Raw genomic sequence first — 14,039 nt, 5'->3', positions numbered from 1 at the left:
ACGTCAGCTGCATTGTCCTTCAAAAACGGAATCCATTATGTCCAGCCCAACCATCGAGGCCTCGCCGGGTATGCACCGCAACGACGGCCAGGGCAGTGCGCCCGCTTACTGGAGCGGCATCTTTGCCATGACCCTGTGCGTGTTCGCGCTGATTGCCTCCGAGTTCATGCCGGTAAGCCTGCTTACGCCAATCGCTCGCGACCTGAGCGTCAGCGAAGGGCTGGCCGGCTACGGCATTGCCATCTCCGGCGCATTCGCCGTGCTGACCAGCCTGACCATCGCCAGGCTGGCCGGCTCGCTCGACCGCAAGGCCCTGCTGCTGTTATTGACCGCACTGATGTGCGTATCTGGGCTGATTGTCGGCTCGGCCAGCAATTACAGCGTCTACATGCTCGGCCGTGCCCTGATCGGCGTGGTCATCGGCGGCTTCTGGTCGATGTCTGCGGCGGTTGCCATGCGCCTGGTGCCCAAGGCCAGCGTGCCCAGGGCGCTGGTCATCTTCAATAGCGGCAATGCGCTGGCCACTGTCATTGCCGCGCCATTAGGCAGCTATCTTGGTGGTGTCATCGGCTGGCGCGGCGCATTCTATTGCCTGGTGCCGGTGGCATTGCTCGCGCTGGTCTGGCAATGGTTGAGCCTGCCGTCGACGCCGACGCATGAGCGAGCTGGCCCGTCGGGCAGCGTCCTGGCGCTATTGAAAAGGCCTATCGTGATACTGGGCTTGCTCGCTGTCGGCGTGTTCTTCATGGGCCAGTTCATGCTGTTCACCTACGTGCGGCCCTTTCTGGAAAGCGTCAGCCGGGTAAATGTGACCACCTTGTCGATGATCCTGCTTGGCCTGGGCGTCTCGGGCTTTATCGGCACAGTGCTGATCGGCGCCTTCCTCAAGCGCAACCTGTACCGGCCATTGATCGTCATCCCGTTGTTGATGGCCGTCATCGGCGTAGGCCTGGTCATGTTCGGCACTTCGGTACCCGCCGTGTTCGCCCTGCTCGCCCTGTGGGGCCTGTTTGCCACCGCTGCACCGGTGGGCTGGTGGGCTTGGCTGGCCGAGTCGCTGCCCAATGATGCAGAAGCCGGCGGCGGGCTGATGGTGGCGGTAATCCAGTTGTCCATCGCACTCGGCTCGACCGCAGGCGGGGTACTCTTCGACAGCAGTGGCTATCGGCTGACATTCTTTGCCAGCGCCGCACTGCTGGTCCTGTCAGCGCTGCTGACCCTGCGCGCCGCTCGGGCCAGCGGCTGAATCGAACACAGATCGGCTTGAACCTCTGGCGTGCTGGCCTGCTCAGAAAACCATTACTTGAGGAGAACATCATGACCCAGACAGCATTGGTAGTCGGCGCCAGCGGCATCGTCGGCAGCGCCATCACCCAGCTTTTGCTCGACAATCACTGGCAGGTGGCAGCGCTCTCGCGTACGCCAACGGCGGCGCCGGGGATCATCCCGGTGGCCGCAGACCTGCAAGACCCTGCCTCGCTGCAGGCGGCGCTGGCCGACCTCAAGCCTACCCACGTATTCATCACCACCTGGTCGCGCCAGGCCAGCGAAGCGGAAAACATCCGCGTCAATGGCGCCATGGTGCGCAATGTGCTCGCAGCGCTGCGCCCGGCAGGCAGCGTCAAACACGTCGCTCTGGTCACCGGCTTGAAACACTACCTTGGCCCCTTCGAGGCCTATGGCAAGGGCAGCCTGCCGCAGACGCCGTTTCGTGAGGAACAAGGCCGGCTGGATGTCGAGAACTTCTACTACGCCCAGGAAGACGAACTGTTTGCCGCTGCCGAGCGCGATGGTTTCACCTGGAGCGTCCACCGCCCACACACCGTCACCGGCGTGGCCGTCGGCAATGCGATGAACATGGCAACCACCCTCGCCGTATACGCCAGCATCTGCAAGCAAAGCGGCCGCCCGTTCGTGTTCCCCGGCTCGCGCGTGCAGTGGCAGAGCCTGACCGACATGACTGACGCCCGCCAGCTCGCGCAGCAGCAACTATGGGCGGCGACTACCCCTGAAGCCGCCAATCAGGCGTTCAACATCACCAATGGCGATGTGTTTCGCTGGCAGTGGATGTGGGGCCGGATCGCCAATTACTTCGGCCTCACACCCGCGCCCTTCCCCGAGTCGCCGGCGCCGCTGGAGGCGCAGATGGCCGATGACCAGGCGCTGTGGAGCCAGATCGTCGCCGAGCATGGCCTCAAAGAAGCCGACATCAGCCGCCTGGTCTCGCCCTGGCACACCGATGCCGACCTCGGCCGGCCGATCGAAGTCGTGACCGACATGAGCAAGAGTCGGCTGCTGGGCTTCAGTGCCTATCAAGCAAGTGATCGGGCGTTTTTCGAGGTGTTTGATCAATTGCGAGAGGCACGTTTGATTCCCTGAGGTTTACGCTTCAGTCGCTCTGTGCGCCGGCCAGCCGGCGCACACGCGCGAGCCGAAATCGCGATATCATGCCGGCGTCCACTCGCAGGTAGAAAGCACATGAACCGCCAGAAAAAACTGCAACAGCTGTTCAAGGCCAAGGCGCAAAAAGCCAACGCCAAACTCGCCCCGAAAAAACCCAAGTACATCTGCAAGGCTGACCGTCTGAAAGCCGCTGCCGAAGCAGCTGAGGCCGCCGTATCCAGCCCTGAATAAAGCGGCCAGACAGCTCTCGCGACCGGTATGCATCACTCAGCTGGTGCATTGAAGGCCTGCGACGATAGCGACATTGACATCCGTCGAGAAATGTTTTGTAACAGACTCGGTAGCTTGCTATGCTTCTCGCTACCCGTGATGTCCAAATCAGGCCTAATGACGCCCTCGAGAGGGTCGTTCATTCAAGCCACGCGACTGCCAGGCTTCATACAAGAGCAGCGCCCAATTCAGTCTCCCCACACTTCGTAGAGCCGTTTTTGCTGTAGCGCCTGACCAGGCACACTGGAAGATAGCGCTATCTCATCTGAGACTATCGCGGCTCCTACAGGTAACGGATTACCGGATACATCTCGGGTTCCTCGTGAATAGTCATAGGTGAACCCGCATGCTGATTGCCACGCAAACATCGCGAAGAAAGTTTCTGCTGTCCTCGCTGATCGCCTTGCCCGCCATGGGCATCGCCCTCAACGGCCTGAGCGCCGCTGCCGCCGCCGAGCTCGCCGCGCCGAGCCTGGACAGCTACACGCCGATCTTTTTCACTGCAGCCGAATGGACCTTCATCCTGGCTGCCTGCGACCGCTTGATCCCTGCTGATGGCCGTGGCCCAGGTGCGCTGGAGACCAACGTGCCGATCTTCATCGACCAGCAACTGGCCGGTGACCTGGGTAGCGAGGTGTACCTTGAGGGCCCGTTCGACGTCAACGCGCCGGCCACCCTCGGCTACCAGCTGCCATTCACTCCGCAGCAGATCTACCGCCAGGGCATCGCCGCGCTCGAAGGCTGGTGCCAGGCCAAATACGGCCAGCACTTCGCCCTGCTGTCCCTGAGCGATCGCGAGCAGTTGCTCAAGCAGATGCAGAACGGCCAGGTCGACTTTGCCGCCCACGGCGAGCCTGTGCTCAAGGCCAAGCTGCTGTTCAGCGAACTGCTCAACATCACCCGCCAGGGCTGGCTTGCCGACCCGATCTACGGCGGCAACAAAGGCATGAAGGCGTGGATTGCGATCGGCTTCCCCGGCGCGCGTGCCAGCTACCTGGAATGGGTAGCCCAGCACAACGTCCCCTACCCGCTCGGCCCGGTCAGCCTGACCGGCCAGCGCGGTTGAACCCTTCGCCAAGCGACAGAGCATTCAAGGTTACCTATGCCAAACATTACCAATGACGAAGTCGATGTAGTCGTGGTCGGCCTCGGTTGGGCCGGCTCGCTGATGAGCATCGAGCTCGCCCAGGCCGGACTCAAGGTGCGCGCCCTGGAACGTGGCGAAGACCGCAGCAATGCCGACTTCACCTACCCCAAGCCCGCCGACCAGTACGCTTACGGCGTGCGCAACAAGATCATGGTCACGCCCAAGGACGGCGCCCTCACCGTGCGCCACAACATGCAGAGCACCGCTCTGCCGACTCGCCAGTGGGGCGCATTCGTGCCCGGCACCGGCGTCGGCGGCTCGGGCCTGCACTGGACCGGCGTGCTGATCCGGCCAACGCCGACCGACATCAAGCTCAAGACCTACGCCGACCAGGCCTACAAACCCGGCGTGCTGGGTGAAGGTATGCAGATCCAGGACTACCCGTTCACCTGGGAAGAAATCGAGCCGTACCTGGATAAATTCGACAAGATCTGCGGCCTGTCGGGCAATACCGGCAACCTGCAGGGGCGCATCGTCGAAGGCGGCGACCCGTTCGAAGGGCCACGCTCGAGCCCCTTCCCGCTGCCGGCGCTGGAAGACACGCTGAACAACACGATGTTCGCCGAAGCCGCGCGCAAGCTGGGTTATCACCCGTTCCCCAACCCTTCGGCCAACGTTTCGCGAGCCTGGAAAAACCCCTACGGCAACCAGATCGCGCCGTGTAACTACTGCGGTTATTGCAGCAAGTACCCGTGCCTGAACTACTCCAAGGCCTCGCCGCAAACCGCGGTGATGGACGCTCTCAAGCGCATGGACAACTTCGATTACCGCACCAACGCCAACGTCCTGCGGGTTGAGCTGCACGCCGACGGCAAGACTGCCAAGGGCGTTACCTATGCCGATGGCCAGGGCAACGAAGTGTTCCAGCCGGCCAAGATCGTCGTGCTGGCGGGCTTCCAGTTCGTCAACGTGCGCCTGATGCTGCTGTCGGGCATCGGCCAGCCGTACAGCCCGCTGACCGGCAAGGGCACCATCGGCCGCAACTATGCCTTCCTCAGCGTTGGCGGCAGCACCCTGTTCTTCAAGGACAAGACCTTCAACCCGTTCGCCACTGCCGGCGCCACCGGGCAGATGTTCAACGACATCTCGCCAGGCAACTTCGACGGCCCGGCACTGGGCGTGATCGGCGGCGCCAAGATCCACAGCTCGCAGGCCACCGGCACGCCGATCGGCACCGCCCTGCCCGCCGGCACCCCTGAGTGGGGCCAGGGCTGGAAAGAAGGCATGCAGGACTGGTACGGCCATTCGATGAAGGTCAGTATCTCTACCGGCTGCATGTCCTATCGCGAGCACTACCTGGACCTCGACCCGACCTACAAGGACCCGTGGGGCCAGCCGCTGTTGCGGATCACCTTCGACTGGAAGCCCAACGAGCTGAAACTGCAGCAGCACCTGCGTGGCATCGTTGGCGACATCACCAAGGAGCTCAACCCCGACAGCGTCAGCGAAAGCTACCTGGACATGGATTCGCACTGGGACATCACCAAGTACGTCTCCACCCACAACGTCGGCGGCGCGATCATGGGCGACTCGCCCGAGACTAGCGCGCTCAACCGCTATCTGCAGAGCTGGGACGTGCACAACGTATTCGTCCCCGGCGGCAACGCCTTCCCGCAGAACTTCCAGGCCAACCCGACCGCGCTGATCGGCGCGCTGACCCTGTTCGCCGCCCAGGCGATCAAGGACCAGTACCTGAAAAACCCTGGCCCGCTGGTGCAGGCATGAGGAGCGCTTCGATGAAATCGACCCTGATCCGTCTGCTCCTGCTCGCGGCCCTGCTGGCATTGCTGGCCTGGGCCGTGAGCCTGTGGCTGAACCGCTCCGGCGACGCCAGCGCGCAGATGCCACAGCCGATCACCGAACAGTTGATCGACAAGGGCGCCTACCTGGCCCGGGTCGCCGACTGCGTGGCCTGCCACACCAGCCACGATGGCGGCAAGGCGTTCGCCGGGGGCCTGGGCATTGCCTCGCCAATCGGCACCATCTACTCCACCAACATCACCCCCGACCACAAGACCGGTATCGGCGCCTGGAGCTACGGTGAGTTCGAACGGGCCATGCGCCGCGGTATCGGCCATGACGGCAGCGCGCTGTATCCGGCGATGCCCTACCCGTCCTATGCCAAGGTCAGCGATGCCGACCTGCAGGCGCTGTATGCCTACTTCATGAAGGGTGTGGCGCCGGTGGAACAGGCCAACAAAGCCAATGGCATTGCCTGGCCGCTGTCGATCCGTTGGCCGCTGGCGTACTGGCGCGCGCTGTTCTCGCCTACGCCCGAAGCGGCTGCGGCCGACGCCGTGAGCATCGACGATGCCCAACTACAGCGCGGCGCCTACCTGGTTCAGGGCCTTGGCCACTGTGGCTCATGCCACACGCCACGGGCACTGACCATGCAGGAGCAAGGGCTGGACGAGCGCACTGGCAGCTATCTCAGCGGCGCTGAGCTCAATGGCTGGGCGGTACCGGCGCTGCGCGGCATGCCGCACTGGAGCGAGCAGCAGATCGTTGACTACCTGGGCACCGGGCGCAACAGCATCGCCGCTGTGGCGGGCGAGATGAAGGATGTGGTCGCCAACAGTACCTCGCACATGAGCGACGAAGACCTGCTGGCGATGGCCGCCTACCTCAAATCGCTGGAGGCCACCGGTAAAGGTGAGTATCAGCACGCCCCGCAGCGCAGCCAGGCCACCATCGCCAAACTGACGGCGGCCAAGGACCTGGATCTGGGTCAGCGGCTGTACCTGGACAACTGTGGCGCGTGTCACTTTGTCACCGGCCAGGGCGCCGAGCAGGTATTCCCGCGGCTTGACGGTGCTTCGGTGGTCAATGCCGAGAACCCGTCGGCGCTGATCCAGGTAATCCTCGCGGGTGCCATGACGCCGTCCACCGAACGTGCCCCTTCGGTGCTGCCGATGCCCGGCTTTGCCGAGCGCATGGACGATGCTGAAGTGGCCGCGCTGGCGAGCTTCCTGCGCCATGGCTGGTCGAACCAGGCCTCGAAGGTGACTGCGGCACAGGTCCGTGAAGTACGCGCCGCGCTCCAGCATCACTGAGGTGCCATAGCGCAATTGTCGCGGGCCGTCCTGGCCCGCGATAGCCGCTTGCTCAGGTCTGCAAACCCTCATACCACTGCGCATAGGGTGTATTCCGGACCTTGTGCCGATTGAAGTCGGCACTGCCATCGTCCCACCACACCGGGCCGCGTTCGCCCAAGGCTACCTTGGCCGCCTGCACGCCTGCTCTAGCCTCGCGCAACGCCTCTGCATCCACACGGCCCTTGGCCGCTTTCACAGCACGTCGAGCAGTCATCAGCTCATTCACCAAGCGTTGCCGCTCTGGCTCGGCCAGGCTGGGATTGGAGCAGCGCCAGAGCATCCCATCGATGACGAGATAACGACCATCAGGTGTGGTTGGCGCGGCCATCAGTCGGCCTCTTCTGGCTCGACCGGATCGATATCTTCCTCTTCCTCAACCACCTCGGTGTGGCCATGGTTGGCAGGCTTTTGCGGGTCGTTGACGAACGGCACGCCGCTGGGCCCCTGTTCTTCCAAACCTTCCGTTGCTGGGTTCATCGTCAGTACCTCTCCAGTGATCAATGCGTACCGTTAGAGACCCGCGCGCCGGCCAACGTTCAACCCTGGCGCACGAACAGGCGCCGGTCGCGAGCCCAGACAATGGCCTCGCTGCGGCTGTGCACATCGAGCTTGGAGTACACCGTCGCTACGTGGTTACGCACGGTGTTGGGCGCCAGCTTGAGCCGCGCGGCGATTTCCTTGTCAGCCAGGCCTTCGCAGATCAGGCCCAGCACTTCGCGCTCGCGCGCGGTCAGGTCGGTCACTGACGCCGGCGGGAACTGGCGGGTGTTGAGGTTCTTGGCGTTGGCCAGTTTTTCGATCAGGGTCTGGCTGAACCAGGACGCATCGTGCATCACCGTCTCAATGGCTTCCACCAGCTCAAGCTCGGAGCGTTTGCGCTCGGTGATGTCCATCACCACCAGCAGGTAGCACGGCGAGTCCTGCAGGCTGACGGTGTCGGCGGCGAGCACGCAGTCGATGATCTCCCCGCCCTTCTTGCGCAACTTCAAGTCCAGGCCCTCGATGCGTCCGGACTTTTCCAGCAGGTCGAACAGCTGAGTGCTCACCTCGCGGCCTTCGACCACATCCAGCTCATCAACGGTACGGCCGATCAGCTCCTGCGCGGTGTAGCCCAGGGTCGCCAGGAACGCCTCGTTGGCGTCCACCACCTGCTGGCGGTCAGCACTGCACACCAGGGTCGGCACCGGGTTCAGGCGAAACGCCTTGGCGAAGCGCTCTTCACTCTGGCGCAACGCGGTTTCGGCCTTGCGCCGTGGCTCAAGGTCGGTAAAGGAAAACAGCATGCAGTCTTCTTCATGCATGTCCAGTGGCTGGCCGGCAACGATCACCAGCTTGCTGCCGCCTTCAGGCAGGCGCAATTCCGCCTGCATCTGCGGAATGGTGCCGCCGCTGGTCAAGCGTTCGATGGCAAGGTCCTTGCGCTCGGCGTTTTCCAGCACGTCGACCTCGTACACCGAGCGGCCGATGACGTTCTCTCGGGTGTGCCCGGTCATCTCCAGAAAGCCCTGGTTGACCTTGATGAAACGCAGGTCGCTCAAGCGGCAGATCACCGCCGGTGCCGGGTTGGCGTTGAAAGTTTTCTCGAAGCGTTGCTCGGCACTGGCCCACTGGGTGGCATCGGCGATGATCAGCACCAGTGACTCCGGGCCGCCCTTGCTGTCTTCCAGGACCATGCTGCGGATGCGCTGCACGCGCATGCGCTCTTCTTCATCGCCTATCCGCAGCACCTCGACCAGCACATCGCTGAACACGTCACCGGCCGCGACCCGGCTGATCGGGTATTGCTCGGGCTCCAGCGGGTGGTTGTTGCGATAGCGCAAGGCAAACCGCTCGCGGTACTCCTCTGCGTTGGCGCCCAGCTCGCTGATCTCGCTGACACCGTGCATCTGCAGGGCAGCTTCGTTGGCCCAGAGGATGGTCTGATCGACCTCGACCAGGATCACCCCATCGGATAACCCGGAGATGATCTGCTGCAACTGGCGGCGGTTGGTTTCTCGGGCAAGCACAGCGTCGCTCATGGGTCGATCTCCAGTGGGTCAAGGCGCACCCGGGTTAGAAGCACGCCGTGGCAAAAGGTGCCCGCCCAGCTTAGTGCATCGCCTGCCCGTGCAGATTAGTGCGAATGCACCAGATCGGGGGGTGCAGATGCGTCATTACAGGCCCTGGACGCCTGGGCAAACTCAAATCACGGTCCACCCACGGGTGACTGAACTGGAATCTGCCTTGCTGAGGATGCATAGATGACTGACATGACTGACGCGTACGCAACCACTACCGCAGTGCCTGCCCAGCCATTGCGGGTATCGTGGAGCTCGGTGTTCGCCGGTGGTGCAATTGCCCTGGTGACTTATCTGCTGTTGAGCGTGCTCGGTACCGCGATCGGTGCTGGCGCGGTTGATCCGCTCGAAGCCGGCAACCCGCTGCGCGGATTCGGCACCGGTGCCGGTATCTGGTTGTTCGCCAGCACCCTGCTTGCAGTAGCTGCTGGTGCGTGGGTGGCAGGCCGCACTGCCCCCACTCGCGGCGGCCTGCATGGCCTGTTGAGCTGGACCATCACCACCCTGCTCACCACCTGGCTGCTGGCCTCGCTGGCCACCGGTGTGGTCGGCACCGCCGGCAATATCGCGGGCAAAGGCTTGTCGCTGGCCGCTGATGGCGTAGCCGCAGCAGCGCCGGGGGTTGGCCAGAGCATCAAGCAGCAGCTCGACAAGAACGGTATCAGCCTGGACTGGGACAGCCTCAAGGCTGAGCTGGACAAAACCCTGCAACAGTCCGGCAAAGCAGGCCTGGCGCCGAATAATGTTGACCAAAGCGCTGCCCAGGTGAGCGCCGAGACCGAACAGGCTGCGACCACCGTCGCCAATGACCCGACTCAAGCCATGGAGCAACTGCAGCAGTGGTTCGACCGCATCAAGCAGGCTGGCGACCCAGCGCTGAGCGCCGCTGACAAGGATGCACTGGTCAACATCGTGGCTGCTCGGACCGGCAAGAGCCGCGAAGAAGCCCAGCAGGTCGTCGACAACTACGCCCGTGCTTACCAGCAGGCTGCAGAGAAAGTCGAAGCCCTCAAGCAACAGGCTGAGCAGCAAGCCCGCGAAGCAGCTGACGTAGCCGCCAAGAACCTGTCCAAAGCAGCCTGGGGCACCTTGATCACCCTGCTTATCAGCGGCGCACTGAGCTTTGCTATCGGTCGCTTTGCGCTGACCAGCCGTAACCGCCAGATCGCAACGCTGCGCTGATTAGTTGATGGCGCTGATTAGTTGATGGCAATGAAAGCGAAGAAGATGAAACCGAATTTATTTTCGCCAGGAGGTGCAACTGTTGAAAGCGGCAAGCGGTCATTAAAGATGTCGACGACACACACATACTATTGAGCTAGGAGAACGTCCATGAGCGGTACTTCTGACAAAATCAAAGGCATGGCCAACGAAGCTGTTGGTAAAGTAAAACAAGCCGTTGGCAAGGCCACCGACAACACTGAACTGGAAGTCAAAGGCAAGGTTCAGGAGAAGAAAGGTGAAGCTCAGCAAGTGGTAGGCGATGTGAAGAACACAGTGGACAAACACTGATAGTGTCGCCAACGTAACCCAGAACGGTCGTCCTCGGACGGCCGTTTTTTGCGTTTCCGAGGTAGTCGATGAAACTGATTCCCGCGCTCGCTGCCCCTGCCAGTGCACTGATCTGCGGCGCCAGCCAAGGCATTGGCCTGGCTCTGTGTCAAAGCCTGCTCGCCCACCCTGACGTCGAGCGGGTATACGCAGTAGCGCGGCACGCCAGTACCAGCGCTGAGCTGGAAGCATTGGCCCAGGACCATGGCCAACGCCTGCTGCGGTTTGACTGCGATGCCCGCGATGAGCAAGCGCTGGAACAGTTGGCGCGCGAAGTTGGCGCGAGCTGCCAACACTTGCACCTGGTGATCAGCACTCTGGGTATTCTTCAGCAGGACGGCGCCCGCGCCGAAAAGAGCCTGGCGCAACTCGACCTCAGCGGCCTGCAAGCCACTTTCGCGACCAATGCCTTTGCTCCAGTGCTGCTGCTCAAGCACTTGCTGCCACTGCTGCGCAGGCAACCGACAACCTTCGTTGCGCTGTCGGCACGGGTCGGTTCGATCGACGACAACCAGCTTGGCGGCTGGTACAGCTATCGCGCCAGCAAAGCCGCTCTTAATCAATTGCTGCGCACCGCCAGCATCGAACTGCGCCGAGTCAACCCGGCATCCACCGTATTGCTGGTGCACCCTGGCACCACTGACACACAGCTGTCCCGGCCCTTTCAGGCCAATGTACCCGCCGAGCAGCTATTCACCACTGCGTTTGCCGCCAAGTGCATCCTCGAGCTGGCACGCCAGCATGGGCCCGAGCAGAGCGGTAGTTTCTGGGCCTGGGATGGCAAGCCGATCAGTTGGTAAGTCACAAACGGCGCCAACCGATAGACAGTTCATCGGGAACTGCCCGCCACTCCTCATCCTCGAGTTCACGCAGCCGATAACCTCCATGAGCCCTTTCGAGCAGCGCAATCCATGTCCAACAGGTCTTCCAATGCTGTCAGCCCTTCCAGCGTACGGTTGGCCAGTGCGCCACTTTTCAAATTCGTTGCGCTGCTCGCTGGCGTGTTTTTGCTCGCCGCCATTTCGCTGGTCTATCTGGCGCAGGATCTCGACCGCACTGAGCAGGAAAAAAATGCCTTCTACGTGCGCAAGGCGGTGCAGTCGCTGGAAAAATCCTTGGCCGTAACGGTTCAGGATTATGCCTTCTGGGGCGATGCGTACCGCCATTTGCACGCCGAGGTCGACACCGACTGGGCCTACATCAATCAGAATATCGGCCCGACGCTGTACGACGACTTCGGCTTTCAGGGGCTGTTCGTGGTCGATGACCAGAACCGCACGGTGTATTCGGTAATCGATGGCAAACAGCGCAGTGAAGAAGCCAGCGACTGGCTGCGTCAGCCCATTGCCGGCATCGCCGACGCGGCCCGGGCCGGTGCCGAGGCGCAAACCTCCGTTACCCGCTATATCAACGTTGCCGGTGCGCCCGCAGTGATTGCCGCAGCGGCCATCACCCCAGGCACCGATCCCACCGTCACGCCAGACAACCGAGCACACTCGGTGCTGATCTTTGTCGATGTGTTGGACCCGAAAAAACTGGCTGCCCTGGGTACCGACTTCGGTGTAGCTCAGCTGCGTGTAGCAAGCCATGGCCAGCATTCCGTTGATAGCGTAGTAACGCTGGCCGATGACGGCGGCACCCTGCAATGGACCCCAGCTCAGCCGGGTTGGCGCCTGCTGGCCGGTGGCCTGCCGCTGATCGGCCTGGCCGCTTTGCTGGTGGCGCTGATGACCTGGGTGATCCTGCGCCGTACCACCGCCGCCGCCCAGGCGCTGGACGCCAGCTTTGCCTCGTTGCAACACAGCCAGGCTGCCCTGGCCACCAGCGAAGCGCGCTTTCGCGATGTTGCCGAAGCCAGCTCCGACTGGATCTGGGAGGTCGACGCGGCCCTGCGCTTCACTTACCTGTCGGAGCGCTTTCAGTGCGTGACTGGACTGTCCAGCGACACTTGGCTGGGCGCCCACATCGACGATCTGCTGACCACCGAAATGGGTCTGCTATCGCAGTGGCTGAGCATTCCCAACCGCCGCCCCGAGATCAGCGTGCAATGCCGCTACTTGGATGCCCGCGGGCAAGCACGGATCACCCGCCTGTCAGCACGCACCTTGCCCGACGGCGGCGTGCGCGGCACCGCTACCGATGTCACCGAAGAAGTCGAAGCGCGCCGGCGCATCGAGTTCCTGTCTCAGCACGATGCCCTGACTGGCCTGCCCAACCGCACCCGCCTGCAGGCCTTCCTCGACGGCAAACTGAAGGCCCAGCCCACTGTCGAGCAGCCGCTGGTGATGCTCTGCCTGGACCTGGACCGCTTCAAGCCGGTGAACGACCTGCTCGGCCATGCCGCCGGTGATCGGGTACTCAATGAAGTGTCCAGCCGCCTGGCCGATTGCGTACGGCATGCCGACCTGGTAGCGCGGGTGGGCGGCGACGAATTCGTCCTGATCGTGACCGATGTCAGTTCTCAGGAAGAGGTCGAAACCCTGTGCCGGCGGCTGATCGCCTCCATCGAAATGCCGATCGCGATCGAAGACCAGGAGGTGTTCATCAGTGCTAGCATCGGCATTGCCATGGCCCCGCACGATGCCTGCGAGGCGACCGCACTGCTGCGCTATGCCGACATCGCCCTGTATGAAGCCAAGAGCGGCGGGCGCAACACCTGGCGCTTCTATGCCGGCGACATGAACGCGCGGATCATCGAGCGCAGACGCCTGGAAAGCGACCTGCGCCAGGCGATCAAGAACGGCGAGCTGGAGCTGCACTTCCAGCCCCGCTACCGCATCGCCGACGGCCAGATGGTCGGCGCCGAAGCCCTGGTGCGCTGGCAGCATCCGCTGCGCGGACAGATCGCACCGGATGTGTTCGTGCCGATTGCCGAAGAGTCCGGGTTGATCCTGGCGTTGAGCAACTGGGTGCTCGAACAGGCCTGCCGCAATGCCGCCAACTGGCCCGCGCAGCTGTTTGTATCGGTCAACCTGTCGCCATCCGAATTCAAACGCGGCAACCTGATCGAGCGGATCCAGCATGTGCTGAGCGCCAGCAACATCGCCCCTGCTCGGCTTGAGCTGGAAATCACCGAAGGGGTCATGCTCGACGATGCTGCGGGTGCGCTAGAGATCATGCGCACGCTTAAACGCTTGGGCGTGCGCATCGCCCTTGATGATTTTGGAACGGGTTATTCGTCGTTGAGCTACCTGCGCGCGTTTCCGTTCGATGGCTTGAAGATCGACCGAAGCTTTCTTAGTCGGTTGGACCAGAGCGACAACAACGAAAGTGATCAGGCGATCATTCAGGCCATCGTTGGCTTGGGCCGGGCGTTGTCTCTCACGGTTACCGCTGAAGGCGTGGAAACTACGGATCACCTGAAACTGCTGCAGGCGGTGGCGTGTGATGAAGGTCAAGGGTATTACTTGAGTCGGCCGTTGGGCAGTGATGCGTTCAGGGCTTTGTCTGCGATTGCCGGTGGGGTGGATGCTTGAGGTTGGCTCGCAGCGCCTCCCAGCTGTTTCTGGGCTCATG

The 14,039-nt window shown here is 62.6% G+C and carries 13 protein-coding genes; 10 read left to right on the top strand and 3 right to left on the bottom strand.

Annotated features, from left to right (window positions below):
* Window positions 1-70: 70 nt before the first annotated feature.
* From AC58X1_RS01060 to AC58X1_RS01035, 6 genes are all read left to right on the top strand, one after another.
* Window positions 71-1,246, top strand: coding sequence for an MFS transporter (locus tag AC58X1_RS01060; protein WP_497428752.1), 1,176 nt, complete (start codon window positions 71-73; stop codon window positions 1,244-1,246).
* Between the two features lie 71 nt (window positions 1,247-1,317).
* Window positions 1,318-2,379, top strand: coding sequence for an SDR family oxidoreductase (locus AC58X1_RS01055; protein WP_150572926.1), 1,062 nt, complete (start codon window positions 1,318-1,320; stop codon window positions 2,377-2,379).
* Between the two features lie 99 nt (window positions 2,380-2,478).
* Window positions 2,479-2,634, top strand: coding sequence for a DUF2986 domain-containing protein (locus tag AC58X1_RS01050; RefSeq protein WP_101318684.1), 156 nt, complete (start codon window positions 2,479-2,481; stop codon window positions 2,632-2,634).
* Between the two features lie 385 nt (window positions 2,635-3,019).
* A complete protein-coding gene (locus AC58X1_RS01045) occupies window positions 3,020-3,739 on the top strand; it encodes a gluconate 2-dehydrogenase subunit 3 family protein (protein WP_497428133.1) in 720 nt (239 codons plus the stop codon).
* A gap of 36 nt (window positions 3,740-3,775) precedes the next feature.
* Window positions 3,776-5,545 (top strand): GMC family oxidoreductase, encoded by a 1,770-nt coding sequence (locus AC58X1_RS01040; RefSeq protein ID WP_101318680.1) that lies wholly within the window; start codon window positions 3,776-3,778, stop codon window positions 5,543-5,545.
* Between the two features lie 116 nt (window positions 5,546-5,661).
* On the top strand, window positions 5,662-6,873 hold the full coding sequence (locus tag AC58X1_RS01035) for a c-type cytochrome (RefSeq protein ID WP_497428751.1): 1,212 nt from the start codon (window positions 5,662-5,664) through the stop codon (window positions 6,871-6,873).
* Between the two features lie 52 nt (window positions 6,874-6,925).
* Here AC58X1_RS01035 and AC58X1_RS01030 read toward each other — a convergent pair whose 3' ends face one another.
* The 3 genes from AC58X1_RS01030 to AC58X1_RS01020 are packed head-to-tail and all read right to left on the bottom strand — an operon-like array spanning window position 6,926 to window position 8,933.
* Window positions 6,926-7,243, bottom strand: coding sequence for a hypothetical protein (locus AC58X1_RS01030; protein ID WP_220633441.1), 318 nt, complete (start codon window positions 7,241-7,243; stop codon window positions 6,926-6,928).
* Window positions 7,243-7,392: a hypothetical protein gene (locus AC58X1_RS01025; RefSeq protein ID WP_178080759.1), complete on the bottom strand. Its 150-nt coding sequence runs from the start codon at window positions 7,390-7,392 to the stop codon at window positions 7,243-7,245. Before AC58X1_RS01025 ends, AC58X1_RS01030 begins: the two co-directional genes overlap by 1 nt.
* Window positions 7,393-7,451: 59 nt before the next feature.
* Window positions 7,452-8,933: a helix-turn-helix transcriptional regulator gene (locus tag AC58X1_RS01020; protein ID WP_497428132.1), complete on the bottom strand. Its 1,482-nt coding sequence runs from the start codon at window positions 8,931-8,933 to the stop codon at window positions 7,452-7,454.
* A gap of 231 nt (window positions 8,934-9,164) precedes the next feature.
* On the opposite strand from AC58X1_RS01020, the gene AC58X1_RS01015 reads away from it, so the two are divergent.
* From AC58X1_RS01015 to AC58X1_RS01000, 4 genes are all read left to right on the top strand, one after another.
* Complete coding sequence (locus AC58X1_RS01015; RefSeq protein ID WP_150569636.1) at window positions 9,165-10,154, top strand: hypothetical protein; 990 nt, start codon at window positions 9,165-9,167, stop codon at window positions 10,152-10,154.
* Window positions 10,155-10,304: 150 nt separating this feature from the next.
* The gene (locus AC58X1_RS01010; RefSeq protein WP_101318671.1) at window positions 10,305-10,484 is read left to right on the top strand and encodes a CsbD family protein; all 180 of its coding nucleotides are present in this window, start codon (window positions 10,305-10,307) and stop codon (window positions 10,482-10,484) included.
* A 68-nt stretch (window positions 10,485-10,552) separates the two neighbouring features.
* Window positions 10,553-11,323: an SDR family NAD(P)-dependent oxidoreductase gene (locus AC58X1_RS01005; protein WP_497428131.1), complete on the top strand. Its 771-nt coding sequence runs from the start codon at window positions 10,553-10,555 to the stop codon at window positions 11,321-11,323.
* 111 nt (window positions 11,324-11,434) lie between these two features.
* Window positions 11,435-13,999, top strand: a complete 2,565-nt coding sequence (locus tag AC58X1_RS01000; protein WP_497428130.1) for a bifunctional diguanylate cyclase/phosphodiesterase — start codon at window positions 11,435-11,437, stop codon at window positions 13,997-13,999.
* Window positions 14,000-14,039: the final 40 nt, after the last annotated feature.

The organism is Pseudomonas sp. PGPR N4, from assembly GCF_059693665.1.
Note: the sequence above shows the minus strand (reverse complement) of the source record. Positions and strands in the feature narration are given on the sequence as shown.

Excerpts from the sequence above, each read along its gene's own strand:
- AC58X1_RS01060 (WP_497428752.1), top strand. The coding sequence starts at position 71 with ATGCACCGCAACGACGGCCAGGGCAGTGCGCCCGCTTACTGGAGCGGC.
- AC58X1_RS01055 (WP_150572926.1), top strand. The coding sequence starts at position 1,318 with ATGACCCAGACAGCATTGGTAGTCGGCGCCAGCGGCATCGTCGGCAGC.
- AC58X1_RS01050 (WP_101318684.1), top strand. The coding sequence starts at position 2,479 with ATGAACCGCCAGAAAAAACTGCAACAGCTGTTCAAGGCCAAGGCGCAA.
- AC58X1_RS01045 (WP_497428133.1), top strand. The coding sequence starts at position 3,020 with ATGCTGATTGCCACGCAAACATCGCGAAGAAAGTTTCTGCTGTCCTCG.
- AC58X1_RS01040 (WP_101318680.1), top strand. The coding sequence starts at position 3,776 with ATGCCAAACATTACCAATGACGAAGTCGATGTAGTCGTGGTCGGCCTC.
- AC58X1_RS01035 (WP_497428751.1), top strand. The coding sequence starts at position 5,662 with ATGCCACAGCCGATCACCGAACAGTTGATCGACAAGGGCGCCTACCTG.
- AC58X1_RS01030 (WP_220633441.1), bottom strand. The coding sequence starts at position 7,243 with ATGGCCGCGCCAACCACACCTGATGGTCGTTATCTCGTCATCGATGGG.
- AC58X1_RS01025 (WP_178080759.1), bottom strand. The coding sequence starts at position 7,392 with ATGAACCCAGCAACGGAAGGTTTGGAAGAACAGGGGCCCAGCGGCGTG.
- AC58X1_RS01020 (WP_497428132.1), bottom strand. The coding sequence starts at position 8,933 with ATGAGCGACGCTGTGCTTGCCCGAGAAACCAACCGCCGCCAGTTGCAG.
- AC58X1_RS01015 (WP_150569636.1), top strand. The coding sequence starts at position 9,165 with ATGACTGACGCGTACGCAACCACTACCGCAGTGCCTGCCCAGCCATTG.
- AC58X1_RS01010 (WP_101318671.1), top strand. The coding sequence starts at position 10,305 with ATGAGCGGTACTTCTGACAAAATCAAAGGCATGGCCAACGAAGCTGTT.
- AC58X1_RS01005 (WP_497428131.1), top strand. The coding sequence starts at position 10,553 with ATGAAACTGATTCCCGCGCTCGCTGCCCCTGCCAGTGCACTGATCTGC.
- AC58X1_RS01000 (WP_497428130.1), top strand. The coding sequence starts at position 11,435 with ATGTCCAACAGGTCTTCCAATGCTGTCAGCCCTTCCAGCGTACGGTTG.